At 60.7% G+C, this 16577-nt stretch carries 20 protein-coding genes and 1 pseudogene; 4 read left to right on the top strand and 17 right to left on the bottom strand.

Annotation, left to right across the window (positions count from 1 at the left end; genetic code table 11):
* A pseudogene (locus U1708_RS20790) lies at window positions 1-101 on the top strand (IS630 family transposase); the annotation flags it as partial.
* An 89-nt stretch (window positions 102-190) separates the two neighbouring features.
* Here the strand turns inward: U1708_RS20790 and U1708_RS19610 are convergent.
* The 14 genes from U1708_RS19610 to U1708_RS19545 all read right to left on the bottom strand — a co-directional run bounded on the left by U1708_RS19610 (window position 191) and on the right by U1708_RS19545 (window position 12095).
* Window positions 191-964, bottom strand: coding sequence for a cytochrome c oxidase assembly protein (locus tag U1708_RS19610; RefSeq protein WP_332747919.1), 774 nt, complete (start codon window positions 962-964; stop codon window positions 191-193).
* Between the two features lie 36 nt (window positions 965-1000).
* On the bottom strand, window positions 1001-1492 hold the full coding sequence (locus U1708_RS19605; protein ID WP_332747918.1) for a DUF2243 domain-containing protein: 492 nt from the start codon (window positions 1490-1492) through the stop codon (window positions 1001-1003).
* A 110-nt stretch (window positions 1493-1602) separates the two neighbouring features.
* A complete protein-coding gene (locus tag U1708_RS19600; RefSeq protein ID WP_332747917.1) occupies window positions 1603-2406 on the bottom strand; it encodes a substrate-binding domain-containing protein in 804 nt (267 codons plus the stop codon).
* Window positions 2403-3362, bottom strand: a complete 960-nt coding sequence (locus tag U1708_RS19595; protein ID WP_332747916.1) for a c-type cytochrome — start codon at window positions 3360-3362, stop codon at window positions 2403-2405. Before U1708_RS19595 ends, U1708_RS19600 begins: the two co-directional genes overlap by 4 nt.
* The gene (locus U1708_RS19590) at window positions 3359-4246 is read right to left on the bottom strand and encodes an MBL fold metallo-hydrolase (protein ID WP_332747915.1); all 888 of its coding nucleotides are present in this window, start codon (window positions 4244-4246) and stop codon (window positions 3359-3361) included. Before U1708_RS19590 ends, U1708_RS19595 begins: the two co-directional genes overlap by 4 nt.
* 16 nt (window positions 4247-4262) lie before the next feature.
* Window positions 4263-4913: a DsbA family protein gene (locus tag U1708_RS19585; protein WP_332747913.1), complete on the bottom strand. Its 651-nt coding sequence runs from the start codon at window positions 4911-4913 to the stop codon at window positions 4263-4265.
* A 1-nt stretch (window position 4914) separates the two neighbouring features.
* A complete protein-coding gene (locus U1708_RS19580; protein ID WP_332747911.1) occupies window positions 4915-5544 on the bottom strand; it encodes a DsbA family protein in 630 nt (209 codons plus the stop codon).
* The gene (locus U1708_RS19575; protein WP_332747910.1) at window positions 5541-6365 is read right to left on the bottom strand and encodes a TlpA family protein disulfide reductase; all 825 of its coding nucleotides are present in this window, start codon (window positions 6363-6365) and stop codon (window positions 5541-5543) included. Before U1708_RS19575 ends, U1708_RS19580 begins: the two co-directional genes overlap by 4 nt.
* Window positions 6350-6427 (bottom strand): hypothetical protein, encoded by a 78-nt coding sequence (locus U1708_RS19570; protein ID WP_443030095.1) that lies wholly within the window; start codon window positions 6425-6427, stop codon window positions 6350-6352. The genes U1708_RS19575 and U1708_RS19570 overlap by 16 nt, the downstream gene beginning before the upstream one ends.
* Before the next feature lie 38 nt (window positions 6428-6465).
* The gene (cydB, locus tag U1708_RS19565; protein WP_332747906.1) at window positions 6466-7473 is read right to left on the bottom strand and encodes a cytochrome d ubiquinol oxidase subunit II; all 1008 of its coding nucleotides are present in this window, start codon (window positions 7471-7473) and stop codon (window positions 6466-6468) included.
* Window positions 7474-7477: 4 nt separating this feature from the next.
* Window positions 7478-8890 (bottom strand): cytochrome ubiquinol oxidase subunit I, encoded by a 1413-nt coding sequence (locus U1708_RS19560; protein WP_332747905.1) that lies wholly within the window; start codon window positions 8888-8890, stop codon window positions 7478-7480.
* A 9-nt stretch (window positions 8891-8899) separates the two neighbouring features.
* Window positions 8900-9679, bottom strand: coding sequence for a sulfite exporter TauE/SafE family protein (locus U1708_RS19555; RefSeq protein WP_332747903.1), 780 nt, complete (start codon window positions 9677-9679; stop codon window positions 8900-8902).
* Window positions 9676-11187 (bottom strand): bifunctional protein tyrosine phosphatase family protein/NAD(P)/FAD-dependent oxidoreductase, encoded by a 1512-nt coding sequence (locus U1708_RS19550; protein WP_332747899.1) that lies wholly within the window; start codon window positions 11185-11187, stop codon window positions 9676-9678. Before U1708_RS19550 ends, U1708_RS19555 begins: the two co-directional genes overlap by 4 nt.
* Window positions 11187-12095, bottom strand: coding sequence for an MBL fold metallo-hydrolase (locus tag U1708_RS19545; protein WP_332747922.1), 909 nt, complete (start codon window positions 12093-12095; stop codon window positions 11187-11189). Before U1708_RS19545 ends, U1708_RS19550 begins: the two co-directional genes overlap by 1 nt.
* A gap of 144 nt (window positions 12096-12239) precedes the next feature.
* Here U1708_RS19545 and U1708_RS19540 point away from each other — a divergent pair, with 144 nt between their 5' ends.
* Window positions 12240-12881 carry a peroxiredoxin gene (locus U1708_RS19540; protein WP_332747897.1) on the top strand — a complete coding sequence of 214 codons (642 nt, stop codon included), beginning with the start codon at window positions 12240-12242 and terminating at the stop codon, window positions 12879-12881.
* A gap of 3 nt (window positions 12882-12884) precedes the next feature.
* Window positions 12885-13262, top strand: a complete 378-nt coding sequence (locus U1708_RS19535) for an ArsR/SmtB family transcription factor (RefSeq protein ID WP_443030092.1) — start codon at window positions 12885-12887, stop codon at window positions 13260-13262.
* A 53-nt stretch (window positions 13263-13315) separates the two neighbouring features.
* On the opposite strand, the gene U1708_RS19530 is transcribed toward U1708_RS19535, so the two are convergent.
* On the bottom strand, window positions 13316-13945 hold the full coding sequence (locus U1708_RS19530; RefSeq protein ID WP_332747895.1) for a peroxiredoxin: 630 nt from the start codon (window positions 13943-13945) through the stop codon (window positions 13316-13318).
* Window positions 13946-14065: 120 nt separating this feature from the next.
* On the opposite strand from U1708_RS19530, the gene U1708_RS19525 reads away from it, so the two are divergent.
* On the top strand, window positions 14066-14647 hold the full coding sequence (locus tag U1708_RS19525) for a methyltransferase family protein (protein ID WP_332747893.1): 582 nt from the start codon (window positions 14066-14068) through the stop codon (window positions 14645-14647).
* Here the strand turns inward: U1708_RS19525 and U1708_RS19520 are convergent.
* Both U1708_RS19520 and U1708_RS19515 read right to left on the bottom strand, forming a co-directional pair.
* A complete protein-coding gene (locus U1708_RS19520; protein WP_332747891.1) occupies window positions 14644-15255 on the bottom strand; it encodes an SAM-dependent methyltransferase in 612 nt (203 codons plus the stop codon). The two genes, U1708_RS19525 and U1708_RS19520, sit on opposite strands and share 4 nt — an antisense overlap.
* A gap of 147 nt (window positions 15256-15402) precedes the next feature.
* The coding region (locus U1708_RS19515) for a bifunctional metallophosphatase/5'-nucleotidase (protein WP_332747889.1) at window positions 15403-16577 on the bottom strand (1175 nt) is incomplete at its 5' end.

Here is a 16577-nt window from a genome sequence, read left to right as displayed (position 1 = left end):
CCATCCATGGCCTCTGGGACGCCATCGGCCGCATCGTGGACCTCTACTCACCCCAGGAATGCTCGAACTATTTTGCAGCCGCTGGTTACGATGCAGACTGATCAGAAACCGCTCTAAGGCACAACGCGAGCTACTTAGACCTGCGCTGACCACACGGAATACGGCAAACGCTTCGTCTTGCTCCTGTAGGTCAAACCAGGCGCCTTATTCGACCAGGATTATGCCGAACGGTAACGCTGTTTCGTCGTGCTGGCCGCCACGTACTGACCATGGCGAAGGCAAGCAGCATTTCGGTGATGTCACCACCATAATACATCAGCTCGGCACCGCGGCGGAGCTGTTCAGCCGGCGCGGGTATGGCGACGAAGAGGCCGGCGTAGAGCATTTGCGACATGATCGAGTGGATCACGACGGCGATCCCCAGCACTATCAGGCGGGTAGGCACGGAAGGCCGATGCGGCGCCGGATCGGGACCCGCAATGACCCAGGCGTAAAGGCATCCTGCTGCGACGAAATGGAAGTGAACCAGGTAGTGGAGCGCAGGGTGCTCCATCATTGCGGCGTAGAGCGGTGTGAAATAGAGCGCCGCCATTCCCCCAAGGTTGAGCACCAGTGCGGTAATCGGGTTGGCCCAGAGGCGAAGCCACCGACTACGAAGTGCCCGGACCACCGCCCGCCCGAACCGCGGTGGAGCCGTGCGCAGCACGAGGGTAAGCGGCGCAGCCATCACCAGACCCAAAGGCGCCAACATTCCCAAAAGCAGATGTTGAAGCATATGCTGGCGAAAGTCGCCGGCTGGAAACGGTAGATACCGTGGCAGCAATCCGACCATGAGCACGGCTGCGCCGGCCGGCCAGGAAGCGGTTCGCCATCGGCTCCAACGCCGGGATGTGGCCGCATGGTAGGCGACGCCGCTGTAATAGAGCAGCGTCAAGACCCCGAGAAACACGAGCGGTACCACCATCGAGGGGGCGTGCTCGTGCCCCGCCATAGGCATTGATCACGCCTGACTGTACGCCAGAGGGATGGGCTTGGCCCGACGCGCGATGCTCCATCCGGCCAGGATGAAGATCGCGCCTGACGCCAGGAAGAGCATGTCCCAGAGGGTCTGGTTAGCGCCGGAGTAGACGTGGTGAATGCCGAGGATTTCGTGATCGATTAAACCCTCGACCAAGTTGAACCAGCCCCAGCCGCTCAACATCCATCCCCAGAGCACGGCCGACCCCCAGACTTGCCGGCGCCCATGGGTCACACGGGAGTAGAGCAATCCGAGTCCGATCAGAACCGCGAGCCATGTGACGGTATGAAAGACACCGTCCCCGAGCGTGTTCATGCGTAGCCCCGGCACGGTATCGACGGTGATAACGCTGCTGAACATGTGATGCAGCTGGAAGACTTGATGAAGGAAGATACCGTCGAAGAAGCCCCCCAGCCCGATCCCAAGGATGATGCCGGGCGCCGTTACCGGCAATGTGTCAGTTGCTACAGCCATCGTCGGTTTCCTTCGCAAACGTCTCGGTCATCCAAACCACACAAAGCTGTCTTCGACCATCAACGCAGATCAATGACGGCAAGGTGTTTAACCATCGCACTCGTGGACGATTAGCTGCCTTTCCATCCAAACTTGACGAATATCGCCCGAGCCGCGGGCGACGCCAGCCAAGCGGCGAAGGCGACGGCATCGGGATTGGCTTTACCGGTCATCGTCAATCCGGCCCCAACGTCGCGATAGATGCGGTAGGGCTCCTCCACGGATACGCTGTCAGCAAGGGTAGCATTAGCCTTCTGCCAGATACCCCAGATGATCCATGCATCGAGGCTGGTGTCCGTTGTCCAGGTCTGCTTCGCCTGCGCGCTGTTTTTGGCATAGCCGACGATGTTCGATCGAAGCGCCCGAACCTTGGCGATGTCGCCGGTCCGACCCGCCATATCCTCCCAGAGGCCGTTTTGCCCGGCGCCGTTCACGACCAGAACGCGATGTCCGGGACGGAAGAGATCGGCCAGCCCGCGGATTTTCTTCGGATTGCCGGGACGGACGAGGATGTTTGAAACACGAAGATAGAGCGGGGTAATCGTGGCAGGATCGATCCGATCGCCCATCGCGACCTGAAGGTCGGTCATCATGGTTTCCGACCCACTGTAGATCACGTCACCGGTTTGCCGGGCGCTGTCGATCCAGTCGCTCGTCGGCCCGGCTACGACCTCGACCTTCACACCGCGAAGCTTCGAATATGTTGCCGCGGCCTCCTTCATGGCCGGGGCAGGACCGCCTGGCCCGAATACATGAACAGGTCCGGCAAGAGCGGGGGTCGCCATGGCTGCGGCGGAAACGGCAGCCCGGATGAAAAAGCGCATGATGATACCTTTGTAGAGGTGAATATCTTGATGTTCGATGGGGGCGTTCACCCGCCGCCCAGGACTTTTCCGGCTATTTTTTGCCCATAATAGTCCCCGGTCGCATGGAATTGCCGGCGGGCGTCCTCGATGCTTCCGGTCTGGCGAGGGTCACGCGGTCGCTCGCGGCTGTCGACGAACGCGGCAACATCCCAAGCCTGCTGATCGGTGAGCGTGTTTCCCTGCCCGTAGGGCATGTTGACCTTGATGAACCCGGCGGCCGAACTGATGCCTGCCATGCCCGCTCCCCAATTATAGGCGCGCGGACCCCATAAGGGTGGGACGGCGTACGTGCCATCGGCGTTCGCCTGCCCCTTGCCGTCCGGGCCGTGGCAGCTGGCACACTGGTCGGTGAATACCTGTTGTCCGCGATCAGGATCGTGCCCGAGCGCCGACGCTGTGAGCTTGACATATCCCCGGCCGGGAAGTGCCTTGCCGCTTGGTGCCCCTGTCGCCAGCCATGCAAAATAGCTCTGAAGATCACGGTAGATGTCGTCGCCGAGCGGCGGTGGCGCGGCCGCCTTCGACGCCGGCGCGTTCATCGAGTAGAGGAAGCAGTCGCGGATGCGGTCTTCCATCGTGTTCACCCGGCCGTTCTTCGCGCGATAGGCCGGGTAACTGACCCATGCCGCCCACATAGGCGCGGCATTCGCCTTGCGCCCTGCGTCGAGATGGCAGTTGGTGCATGACAGGCCATTGCCTACGAAACGGCCGGCATTTGCGCTCGTTGCGGTAAAAATGGCATGACCGCGGCGGATCGCGTCGCCACCCGCCCCGGCAGGAATTGCGCTTTCCGCCGGTGGCGCGAACGACTGATCTGCCGTGACGATGTCGTCAGGTGCCTGGGTGGGCGCGTCGGATTGCCCCAGCCGGTAGGTGACGACAAGCACCAGGATTGCGACCGCCAGCGCAAAGATGATGCGTTGTCCATCGCCGTCGTCCCCGGGGGATGGCTGGGGCTCTGTCATTGCCCGGAGCCGAACCGGTTCAGGGGGATCTTGAGAAACGCCGTTCCGCAACCCTCGGGATCCGGAAGCCGCCCACCGCGAATATTAACCTGAAGCGCTGCAAGCATGATGTCAGGTAGTGGAAGGGTCGCATCACGTTCGCAGCGGGTTCCGACGAACTCCGCCTGATTGATGCCATCATGAACATGGATGTTCGAACGGCGTTGCTCTTCTACGGTAGAACGACCGATTACTTCCCGGCCATCCTTGCCATAATCATGGCCGACATAGGTGGCGGTTTCAGGCGCCAGATCCAGGATCGCCCGGACAGAATGCCACAGTGCGGTTGCATCTCCACCCGGAAAGTCGGCCCGGCTGGTGCCGCTGTCAGGCACCATCAGGGTGTCATGTACGAAGGCGGCATCGCCGATTATATAGCTGATCGATGCCAGCGTATGCCCAGGTGACAGCATGACCCGGGCTTCGAGCCCCCCGATCTGAAAGCGATCGCCATCGGCAAACAGCCGATCCCACTGGCTGCCGTCGGTGGGCAGATCGTCCAGGCAATAGATGTCCTGCCACAGCTTCTGGACGCCAACGACCTTCTCACCGATGGCAGTCCGTGCCCCCGTCTTGCCCGCGAGATACGGCGCGGCCGAGAAGTGATCGGCGTGGGGGTGGGTGTCCAGCAGCCATTCGACGCGCAGGTTCTTCGACCGCACGTACTCAAGCAGGATATCGGCGTTGGTCGTCGAAGTCGCGCCAGCGCGCGGGTCATAGTCCAGCACCGGGTCGATGATAGCGGCCGACGCGGTTGCATCATCGACGACGATATACTGGAAGCTGCCCGTCCGCTTGTCGTGGAGGGACGCTACGGTCATTCCTTTGTGCTGATATTCGATCATCATTCTCTCCCGTGCATTACTCGGCGCTTGCGCGCGCGCGCGCGAACAGCCGTCCAAAATCAGTGGTGTCGATCACGCCCATCACCAGCATCGGTCCGGCTAGGAAGCCGGGCGTACCTGAAAGGCCTATCGCGTAAGCTTCCTGACCGTTGGTGCGGAGCCGGGCGGCAATCGCCTGCGCGTTGGCGGCGAGGAAAGCCGTCGCCTTTTCCCAGCTTCCGCCCGCGGCAGTGACGACGTCGCGGAGCATGGCGTCATCAATGATCCGGCTGTCCGTCATCAGCCGACTATGAACAGCCGGGTAGATGCCCTGCGCCGCGCTCGCGAGCGCCACGCTCGCCGCCCTTTCCGAAGGTGGCCCGAAAATCGGCCAATCCTTGTAGATGATCCGAACATCGCCGTCGTTTTGCACGGCCTCTTCCATCGCCGGAAAGGCATGGCGGCAGGCGGGACAGCGATAGTCGGTGAATACGGCAAGGCGCAGCGACGCCCCTGCCGGACCAGCACTGGGCGAACCGTCACCATCAAGGATTGCAGTAACATCGCCCGAACGTCCGACGTCGCGGCCAACGGGTGCGGTCCGTCGGAGCACCTGGCTGATACCCCAGCCGCCAACGATCATGGCGCCGAGTTGCACCGCCTGTCGCCGGGTGATCGGCGTCGGCATATCAGCCGCCCTTCGGTTTGGCGCGAGCGGTCGCGACCAACCGGCGCAAGGTCGGCAGATCGACTGCGCCCGGCGCGATTTGCGAACCGACAATCAGGACCGGGGTGCCGTTGACGCCGATCGCACTGGCGATTGCCTCGGTGCGCGCGAGCAAACCATCAATTTCCGTACCATGCCCCGCAAGATCGCGCTGCAGACGAGGCCAATCGACCTTGGCACGGGTGGCTGCAGCTCTGATACCAGCGCTGTCGAGCTTGCCCGGTGAAGTCATCAGGGCCTTATGGAAGGCAGCGTGTCGGCCTTGCCACTGGCTGGCTATCGCGGCTCTTGAGGCCTCAACCGATGCCGGCCCGAAGATCGGCCAGTCGCGATATACGATCCGAACCTTGGGATCGGCCTTCAGCAATCCTTCAATCACCGGTTCCATGCGCCGGCAATAGGGGCAATTATAGTCGAAGAACTCGACCACACTGACGTCGAAGGCAGCCATGGAACGCTTGGGCGCGACCGGGTCATCGATCACGGACTTACGCGAAATTTCAGGCCGCTGCTGTGCGCCTGACGGTGACAGCGGCAAGCTCAGGGCAACGAGCGCCAGGCCAACACGTGAGAGGATAGTGCGACGGTTCATCGGTGTTTCCTTGCGAGATCAATGCCGTCCGCGAGCGCGGCACGGGACAGTTCGCCGAGCTGAAGCTGGACGATGGTGCCATCAGCTGCGACGAACGCGGTAGCGGGGTAGCCGGCGATCTCGAACGCGCGACTAAGCGTGCGGCCGGGATCTAGAGCGACATGTCCGGCCTCCAGCTTCTCGTTGCCGAGGAACTGGGTGACTGTTTCGGGTTGCTCGCCCTGGTTGGCGAGGAGGATTGAAATCGAACCGGGGCGCAATGCCGCATCGGTAAGCATCGGCAGTTCGCGACGGCACGGGCCGCACCAGGTTGCCCATAGATTGACCACGAACGGACGCCCCCGGAAGCTGTCAAGCGGCACCCGCTTTCCAGCCGTGGTCGCGAGCGTCACCCCAGCCGGAAAATGACCGTAGTTCACAGGCGGAATGAGCGCCATGAGAGCAAACCAGAGAGCGGCCGAGACCGCGAGCGCCGATCCCGCCGCAGCGAGTGAACGGGTCCGACCCAAGCGAACGATGATGGCAATAGCGGCCCCGGCGATTCCCGCTACGGCCGAGAAGCCGCCCTGCCACACCGCCAGCACCGAAAGCGGCGCGTCGGCATAGCTCGACCAATGCGCAGCCACGTAGCCGATCCGCGCCGCAATCAGACCCGCTATGATCGCGGTCGACGCCGCAGCCGATACTCTGGCGGCGCCGAAACGCTCAGCCAGCGCCGAAAGGCCAAGGAACACGGCGATGCACAGGATCGCCAGTCCGCGATCAACCGCGAGCATCAGCGGCCCGATGACGACGGCGCTGCCCATCAAGGTTTTAGCCACCAGCGCAGCGCGCCAGCGACGATGCCAAGGCTCGTTACGCTGCCCGCCCAGATCAACACCATCCAGCCAAGCCGTTTCCAAAAGGGCGTGGGATCATTCATCAATGATACCCGTGCGTTCCGACCTTGCCGCGGAAGACCCAATAGGCCCAAGCTGTGTAGACAAGAATGATAGGGATGATAATCGCCGTTCCGACCAGCATGAACAGCTGGCTTTGCGCAGGTGCCGCTGCATCCCATATCGTGACACTTCTTGGTACCAGGTAGGGGAACATGCTGATTGCGAGGCCGATAAAGCCGAGCAGGAACATGCCAAGAGCGATCAGGAACGGTAGCCGTTCACCACCACGCCGCAGACTCCAGAAGAACGCTGCTGCCGCGCCCGCGACGAGCAACGGCACCTGGGCGGTCAACAAGACGTTCGGCATCGAGAACCATCGCCGCCAATAGTCGTAATGCAGGAGCGGTGTTGCCGCACTGACCGCCGCCATTGCCACAAGCGTCGCGATCCCGAACCAGAATGCACGGTGTCGCGCCCGGGTCTGCGCTGACCCTTCCACCTTCCAGACCAGCCAGGTCGACCCCAGCCAAGCGTATCCCAGAACGACTGAGATGCCTGTCAGTATCGTGAACGGACTCAACCAGTCGAGCCAGCCCCCGGCATAAGCATTGTCTACGACCTTGATGCCCTGCAGGATCGCGCCAAGGATGACACCCTGCGCGAAAGCCGCAATCGTAGAGCCTCCCGCAAAGGCGATATCCCAGAACCCGCGGTGCCGAGGATCGCGCCAGCGAAACTCGAACGCGACCCCGCGAAAGACCAGGCCCAGGAGCATGGCGATTATCAGGGGATAGGTCGCTGGCAGGATGATTGCATAAGCCAGAGGAAAGGCCGCAAAGAGCCCTCCCCCGCCCAGTACCAGCCATGTCTCGTTTCCATCCCACACCGGCGCGATCGAGTTCATCGCTTGGTCGCGCTCCTCGCCGACGGTAAAGCCGGGAAACAGAATGCCGATACCAAGGTCGAACCCGTCCATCACGACATAGGCGAACACGGCGAACGCGATGATGGCCGCCCAGATAGTTGTCAGGTCGAAGCTGTAGGTCATGCGCTCACTCCGCCGGCGACAGGACGGGGTCGACGCCCGGTGCCGGCGTGATGCCGGCAGCACGTTGCGGCGTGTGTGCCGGTTCGGTCTCATGCCGCTCCGGCGTCTTGGCCATCATCCGCAGCAGGTAATATCCTCCAGCGCCGAAGGCGAAAAAGTAGACGACAACAAAGGCCAGCAGCGACGCTGCAACCGCAGGGGCTGCAAGTGGCGAATGCGACTGCGCGGTCAGGAGAAATCCATAGACGGTATAGGGCTGCCGCCCGACCTCGGTCGTGACCCATCCGGCGATCACGGCCACAAAACCGGCCGGGCTCATCGCAATGGCCGCACGCTGCAGCCAACGCCAGTCATACAGTCTGCCGCGGAACCGCGCAAAGAGGCTCCAGATGCCGAGCCCGAGCATTGCAAATCCCAAGCCGACCATGATCCTGAAGGACCAGAACAGGACCGCGACGGGCGGCTGACGGTTTTCCGGGATGGTATCGAGACCGGCAAGCGGGGCGTTCGGATCGTGCTTGAGAATGAGCGAAGAGGCCTTCGGGATCTCGATTGCATAGTCGATGCGTTTTTGCGCCGGGTTCGGGATGCCAAACAGGATCAGCGGCGCGCCGTTTGGATGGCTTTGATAATGCCCCTCCATCGCCATCACCTTCGCTGGTTGATGCTCGAGCGTGTTGAGACCGTGTTCGTCACCGGCAAAAATCTGGATAGGTGCAACGACCGCAGCCATCCACATCGCCATCGAGAACATTTTCCGGGCGCCCGGGTTGGTCTTGTCCTTGAGCAGATGCCAGGCACCAACGCCGCCCACCACGAGCGCTGTCGTCAGATAGGCAGCGATCACGGTATGAACGAGGCGGAACGGAAAGCTTGGATTGAAGATGATCGGTAACCACGATCCGGACGGGACGAATTGCCCGCGTGCGTTGATCGCAAATCCGACTGGCGTGTGCATCCAACTGTTCACGCTGATGATCCACGTCGCCGAGATCAGCGTACCCAAAGCGACCATGCAGGTCGCAAAGAAGTGAAGACCTTTTCCGACTTTGCTGATGCCGAACAGCATGACACCGAGGAAGCCGGCTTCAAGAAAGAATGCCGTCAATACCTCATAAGCCATGAGCGGTCCGACGACCGGCCCCGCCTTTTCAGAGAACACCGACCAGTTCGTCCCGAACTGGTAGGACATGACGATCCCGGACACGACACCCATGCCAAACGCAACCGCGAATATCTTGAGCCAATAGCGGTAGAGATTGGCATACACGCCCTTCCCAGTTTTCAGCCAAAGCCCTTCCAGCACCATCAAATAGCTGGCCAGGCCAATCGAGAATGCCGGAAATATAAAGTGAAAACTTACGGTAAACGCAAATTGCGCGCGGGCGAGGATTACAGGATCGAGGTGTGATATCATGGTTGATCCTCAGAGCGCCGCAGCGCTCTTCCATAGCATGTAGGCCGCGACGACGAAGATCAGCACCGCAAAGACGGTGGTGAGCGTGCCACCGGTTCCCAGGCGCTTGGCGATTTGTGTGCCGACAAGGCCGCCGACAATGCCTCCGCCGATAAACACAAAGGCGAGCGGCCAATCGACCAATCCGGAGAACGCGTAGTTTGCCGCGGTCGTGAGGCCGAATGCCGCCACGGCGATCAGCGACGTGCCAACCGCATTGAGGATCGGCATCCCTGTTGATCCCACAAGGCCTGGTACGATCAGGAAACCGCCACCGATGCCAAAGAATCCCGAGAAGACGCCCGTTCCAAGACCATAGCTCAGCACCTTGGGGGCATTCTCTCGATTACATTCCGCCCCGGGATTACCGACATTCTTGCGTCCCCTCAGCATTTGAATACCGACGACGACCATGACGAGTGCGAACAGGAAGAGCAGCTTGGCGCCATCGACCGCCTTGCCCGCCGTTGATCCGAGCAGAGCACCAAAAATGCCCGATACCGCGTACATGCCACCGCAGCGCCATTTGACGGTATGCGCCCGGGCGTGACCGATCAGCCCGGTTGCGGCGTTGGCCGCAACCGCAAAGGCGCTGGTGCCGATTGCAAGGTGGGCATTGGGTACTCGAACCAGGTAGACCATGAGCGGCACGGCGAGGATCGAACCGCCGCCTCCAACGAGTCCGAGGGTGAAGCCGACCAGCACGCCCGAAAGCGCACCGAGCAGATACTGGATCGGCTCGAGGATCATGCCGCTTGGCCGATTTTGTGCGGAGCGGCCATCCACTCGCGGCCCTTGAGCATAGCCTGCCAGTAGATAGGCGGCAGCATCCGCTCCTTGAGGAACCATGCCGCCCTAGTCGGACGCGTGCCGTCCACCAACCAGGACGGGAAACTAGGCAGCAGTTTTCCGCCATAGCCGAATTCGGCGAGCACGATCTTGCCTCGCTCGACGGTGAGCGGGCATGAACCGTAACCGTCATAATCTGCAACCGGTGCTTTGCCGTCGAGTGCGGCCAGCACGTTGACCGCAACCACCGGGGCTTGTTTGCGGGCAGCAGCAGCCGTCTTGGCGTTGCTGGTGCCAGCCCCATCGCCCAAGCCGAACACGTTCTCGTACCGCTTGTGGCGTAAAGTCGCCTCGTCGACCTCAACGAAGCCGCTTGCGGCTGCAAGCGCACTCTTGGCGACGAAGTCATGAGACACCTGGGGTGGCACGACATGGAGCATGTCGAACTCACGCTCGACCCGTTCGGACATTCCACCCTTTTTAAGCTCGAAGGTTGCCACCTTCCGATCGCCGTCGACCGCCACGAGGTTGGATTCGAGCTGAAGGTCGATCCCGTACTTCTCGACATATTCCATCAGCGCGGGAACGTAGGTCGCGACCCCGAACAGCACGGCGCCGGCGTTATGAAACTCGACGTCGATCGCGGGCAGTACGCCTGCCTCGCGCCAGATATCGCACGACAGGTACATCGCCTTTTGCGGCGCGCCAGCGCACTTGATCGGCATGGGGGGCTGCGAGAAGATCGCCCGTCCGTTCTTGAGACCCTTGACGAGTTGGTACGTGTAAGGGGCCAGATCGTAGCGGTAATTCGATGTGACGCCGTTCTTCCCCAGCGCCTGCGTCAGCCCCTCGATCTTTTCCCACGCGAGCCTAAGGCCGGGAGCAACAACGAGAACCCGGTAGGTGAGCGTTCGGCCATCCTCCAGCGCCACCGTATTGCGATCGGGATCGAAGCCGACTGCCGGCACACGCATCCACTCGACGCCGCTTGGCATGACGTCGGCTTCGTCCTTGCGGGTCTGCTCGGGCGTGAAGACGCCCGCCCCGACCAGCGTCCAGCCGGGCTGGTAATAATGATCCTTGGCCGGGTCGATGACCGCGATCGTCACCTTCGAGTTGCGCTTGAGGATGCTGGATGCGGTGGCGATGCCGGCCGCGCCGCCCCCGACGATGACGACGTCGTAGGTCATGTTTCTTCCTTTGCTGCGACGAGTAAGCGCCGGTTCGAGCGTGGTGATGTCGTGATCGGCTCCGGAAGCCTGCCGCATGAGGGTGGCCGGGTCGGTTCGGTCCGCGTTGGCGAGCGCCCACAGCGTCGTCGAGCGGGCGCCGCTGCGGCAGAAAGCGAGAACCGGTCCCGGCAAGCTGTCGAGCGCACGGCGCATCGTGTCCGCGTCGGTGTCCGTGGCTTTGCCCGAGACGACGGGGATATGCGCAAAACCAAGACCATGCCGTTTTGAGCCTGGCATCAGAATGCGTCCAGCGGGATGCGCAGATACCGCGTGCCGTTTTCTTCGGGCTCGGGCAGATGACCGGCGCGCATGTTGATCTGGATCGACGGCAGGATAAGTTTGGGCATCGATAACGTCGCATCGCGGCGTGTCCGCATATCCACGAACTCGTCCTCGCTCACCCCATCGTGGACATGGACGTTAGAGGAGCGTTGCTGGCCGATCGTTGTTTCCCAAACGAAACTGTCGCGCCCAGGGGCCTTGTAGTCGTGGCATAGAAATGCGCGGGTTTCCCTAGGTAGGTCCATTAGACGACGCATCGAGCGAAAGAGCTGACGCGCATCACCGCCCGGGAAATCGGCACGCGCCGTCCCATAATCCGGCATAAACAAAGTATCACCGGTGAACACCGTATTACCGATGACATACGCGAGGTCGGCCGGGGTATGACCGGGTACGTGCAACGCTACGCCCTGGATGGATCCGATTGCAAACGTATCGCCATCGTCGAAGAGCTGGTCGAATTGAGATCCGTCACGCTGAAAAGCACTGCCCTCGTTGAAAATCGTGCCGAAGACAGCCTGTACGGTCGTTATCTCGCGGCCGATTGCCAATTTTCCGCCCAATCTCTCCTGCAGATACGGCGCGGCTGAAAGGTGATCAGCATGGACATGCGTCTCCAGCAACCATTCGATCGTCAGGCCTTCAGCCTCGACATAGGCGATGATCTGATCGGCCGAGGCACGACCGGTTCGACCAGCGGCAACATCGAAATCGAGGACGCTGTCGATGATGGCAGCGGCGCGAGTGCAGGGATCGTGAACGACATAGCTTGCCGTGTTGGACGGCTCATCAAAAAATGACTGGATCACCGGAGATGGCATATCTCCGCCCAACGTCTCTTCCACAATCGACGCCGCCAGCATCAGTGGCTCGTCGCGTTCGATCGACATATCGACTCTCCACGGTTTATCAGTTACACATATCAGATAATCGTGTATTTCTATTGCGTCAAGCGGAAGAAGTGGCGACAATGGCGATCAACCTCATTCGAAAGGCTCACATCGGTTATGAGCGCCCTGCCTTCATGCTCACCACTGCGCCTTGGCGACGAAGCGCCAGAGTTCACCGCCCGATCAACGCGTGGCGTCGTGAATCTGTCCGATTTTCGCGGGCGGTGGCTGGCCTTGTTTTCGCACCCGGCGGACTTCACACCGGTGTGCACGAGCGAGTTTGTCGCGATTGCCAGGGCGCATGAGCAGTTCGCGGTGCTGAATTGTGAACTGATGGCCTTATCGGTCGACAGTCTATTCTCGCACCTTGCCTGGATTCGCACCATTCGAGACCGTTTTGACGTCGTCGTCGATTTCCCGATTATCGAAGATCCAACGCTCGAAATCGCGCGCGCCTACGGCATGGTGGCAGATAATGCGGTTGATGCGAGCGCGGTGAGGACGACCTATTTCCTGGATCCTGATGGCATATTGCGCGCGTCGACGTGTTACCCGGCAAGTGTCGGGCGGTCGGTCGGGGAAATGCTGCGACTGATTGCGGCGCTTCAGCGGGTTCACAGCGGAGACGTGCTAGCGCCGGAAGGCTGGACCCCGGGCGACGATCTACTTGCTGTTCCGAGCCACGATCTTGCCGATGTTCTCGCAGCGCCGGCCGGTACAGACTGGTTCTATTCCTCGGTCCCCGATCATGAGGCGTAATCCGTGAGTGATATCGAGAGCTTGGACCTGGATGTGGCAGCCGAATTGTTACGCGCTCTTGCCCATAACGTACGCCTTGCGCTTCTACGCTCGTTGATCGAGGGAGAGCGGTCGGTCGGCGAGATCGAGCAAGCGACCCGTGTCACTCAGCCGGGACTGAGCCAACAATTGGGCGTCCTGCGCAAGGCCGATCTCGTCCACACACGCCGTGAGGCTAAGCTGGTTTTTTACCGGATCAACCAAGCTCGCATTGCCGAAGTGAGCGTGTTGCTCGACGCGTTTGCGGGGACGATTGCGGTTGCGCGGGACACCGCGACGGCAGACCGGATGCGCGCAGGCGGTGGGTCTGCCATGTTTGCTCGCGTAAAGCCGCGGGGTTAGCCAAAGCGGGGGAGCCGACTTCGACACTCCCCCGCCCCGCGCAGCTGGTCAGATCAATCGACCAAAGTGGTACGCAAATAGGACCGGTGTTCGGTCCAGCCTTGCGGGAACAGTGCCTTGGCCTCTTCGTTGCCGATAGAGGGCGGGATGATGACCTCTTTTCCCTTCTGCCAGTCCGCAGGTGTCGCAATCCGCTTGGCGTCACCGAGCTGGAGCGCGTCAATAACCCGCAGAATTTCATCAAAATTACGCCCGACGCTCATCGGATAGGTCATCATCAGGCGAATTCTCTTTGCAGGATCGATGATGAACACAGACCGTACCGCTGCCGTCTCGCTTTGACCGGGATGGATCATATCATACGCTTTGGCGATCGCGAGATCAGCATCGGCAATGATCGGAAAGGTCAAGTTAGTGTTCTGCGTGTCATTGACGTCTGCGATCCATTTGCGATGTTCATCAGCCGTATCCGTCGAAAGTCCCAGCGGCTTGACGTTTCGCTGGGCGAATTCGTCAGCAAGTTGAGCGGTTCGACCCATCTCGGTCGTGCAAACCGGCGTGAAATCTGCCGGATGGCTGAACAGAAAAACCCAGCTGTCTCCCGCCCAGCTGTGGAAGTTGATCTCGCCATTCTGGGTATCAACGGTGAAATCGGGAGCGACGTCGCCAATATGCAGGGACATGACATAATCCTAGGTTGAACGGGAGCGGTCGGAGTAGCCGGATTGGGGCTGCTGGACCAACTCGTTTTATCGATCTACGTAATCGTATAAGCGATAGCGCTGAGATCAGGATTTTGTCCAGTGACCCTGACGGACCACCTTTTTTATGCGTTGGCGTGGCTTGCCTTCGGCATTTTGCACAGCGCGGCGGCCGGCGCGTCGTCCAGAAATGGTCTCGGGCGTTTATTCGGTCGTGCCCATCGATTGATGTATAATTTCATAGCCGCAACCCAGCTTGGCGTGGTCTTCATGATTGGCGTCTGGCGCGGCGGGGATGCCCGGTCGTTCACGGTGCCAACAGCCGTCCTGACGCTGCAATATGTGCTCGTCGGAATAGGTGTCTTGGTCGGCTTGGCAGCGCTCCAAACCTACAGGGCCGCGCCGTTCCTTGGCTGGGCGCAGTTAAGAGGTGAGGAGGACGATGGCCAGCCACTCGTCACCGACGCCCTCCACGCGCGGGTGCGTCATCCGCTATATACTGCGCTTCTATGCATCCTGTGGGGCTTGGTGCGAGACGCCTTGAGCCTCGACACGGCGGTCTGGGGAAGTCTCTATCTGTTCGTCGGCAGCATCTTCGAAGAACGACGACTGATTGCGCGCTACGGGGAGATCTATCGCCTCTATCGTGGCACCACGCCCCGGTTCATACCGCGTCTCTTCTAGAGCGGCTTGCGCGCAACCATATCGATAAGGGCCGACATGCCGCTATGGCCGATTCCTTCGTCCAATACGCTGTCATGTTCAACGAGATGCTCGATGTCCCAGTCGCCAAAAGCTGTGCGCAAAATTGGCGCAGTGTACATGTTTTCGGCGCATGACGGGCCACCGGTGGCATAGTCCAGCTGTTCGGGGCGGTAGCCTTGTAGCAGAACCCGTCCGCCTGGACGCGTCGCTTTGCGGATATTGGTAAAAATGTCATCGCGAAGTGCTGGAGCGGCAAATTGAATGAAGATTGCGATGACCGCATCGTAATGCTCTACCGGCCAAGCCCAGTCCGCGAGATCGGCAATGCGGAGATCGATGTCGACCCCGCGTGCTGCTGCGAGCCGAGCGGCTTTGTCCTGGCCCTTTGTTGAAATATCTATCGACGTCACCACGCAACCATGCTCGGCAAGCCAGACACCGTTGCGGCCCTCCCCATCCGCAACCGCCAAAACACGCGCTTTGGGAGGTAGACAAAACACTTGCTCACGCAGAAAAACAGTGGGGCTTGTCCCGAAAACATAGTCATCGCGTGCGAACCGCGCGTTCCATTGCTCAGCTAGGCTCATTTGTTTTTCTCTTTCGCAGATGTTTCAAGGACAGGCGAAAAGCTTATCCGTTGCCCTTGGTCGGCGAAAAGATGCTTGCGCTGAGCGTCAGCAAACGGTGCGGCGGAGCATCGCGTGCGGCATCCTCTCGGGCCCAAAATCCCGCGGCTATACCATCTCGACAGCATGTCTTGCGTCACTCGGGGTCGGGCGGGATGAACGCGCCAACAACGTTCGCATCGCCTCAATAGCATGAATGTCCAGGTCTTGCCGATCGGTACCGAACCGTGCCGGGACACCTTGGGCTGTCACGAACGCGACCCGATAGCAGCGATCCGGCTCGAGAGGAGCGCCTTCGGCATAGATACCCTCGATGCGTCGTCCGAACGGATTTTCGGCTTTCAGCAATACTCTGACGCCGCGCATTCGCTTCACATACCCTCCCATTTGCCGGAACGGGTCGGCGGCAAAGGTGCTTTCGAGGTTCTCCTCAAGCATTTGCCGCATTTCACGGCCGGTCAACATGACGGTCGAGACGGGTGGGTTTGTCGGAATGATGTTCCACAAATCGCGCATCGTTACGGGACCAGGTGCAATCGGCGCTCCGTATCTCCAGCCGTTGGAAAAGGCGATCTCCGTACCCGCCGCGGTGGCGATCGCCTCCAACAATAGGTCGTCCATGGGAGCCGCAAGCATCGCATAGCGGTGGAGCGGGGCGTCGACCGTGCCGACCACCTCGTCCATCGCGCTGCGCTCCTGAGCGGTCGCGGCTGCCACCAAGGCAGCCACTCCTGCGTGATCGGGCAAGCGATCGTCTACGGGAATAAGCTCATGGCGAAAGTTGACGACGCGGCCACCCGCCACCGAAAGATCGAGCCGGCCGACATAGGCACCGTGGCACCCCGACTGCATGATGATTGCACCGTTAACGACGATCGCTTCGTGCATCCTGTTGTGCGTATGTCCGCTCAAGAGGACGTCGATCCCGTCAACCTCGCCTGCCAGCTTCATGTCCTGTGGGAAGCCGAGATGCGAAAGGACGATGATCAGGTCTACCCCGTCGTTCTGGCGAAGCTGGTCGATCCAGCGCCGCGTCTCCGCAACGCCGATCGTGAAGTAGAGACCGGTACTGAATGCCGGTGGCATGGTCTTGTCAACGATGGGGCACGCAAGCCCTACTATTCCTATTTTCAAACCATCACGTTCGACGATGCGCGTCGCTGGAATGCGAATTCCGACCGAAGCGGGCCGGGTAATCCGATGCGAAGCGGGCCCGCATTCCAACGTAAAGTGGGCCCCCGTTCCGATGTGAAGCGGGCGGCCATTCCGACGCAAAGCGGGCC

Source organism: Sphingomonas arabinosi (assembly GCF_036663715.1).
GTDB lineage: Bacteria > Pseudomonadota > Alphaproteobacteria > Sphingomonadales > Sphingomonadaceae > Sphingomonas.
Note: the sequence above shows the minus strand (reverse complement) of the source record. Positions and strands in the feature narration are given on the sequence as shown.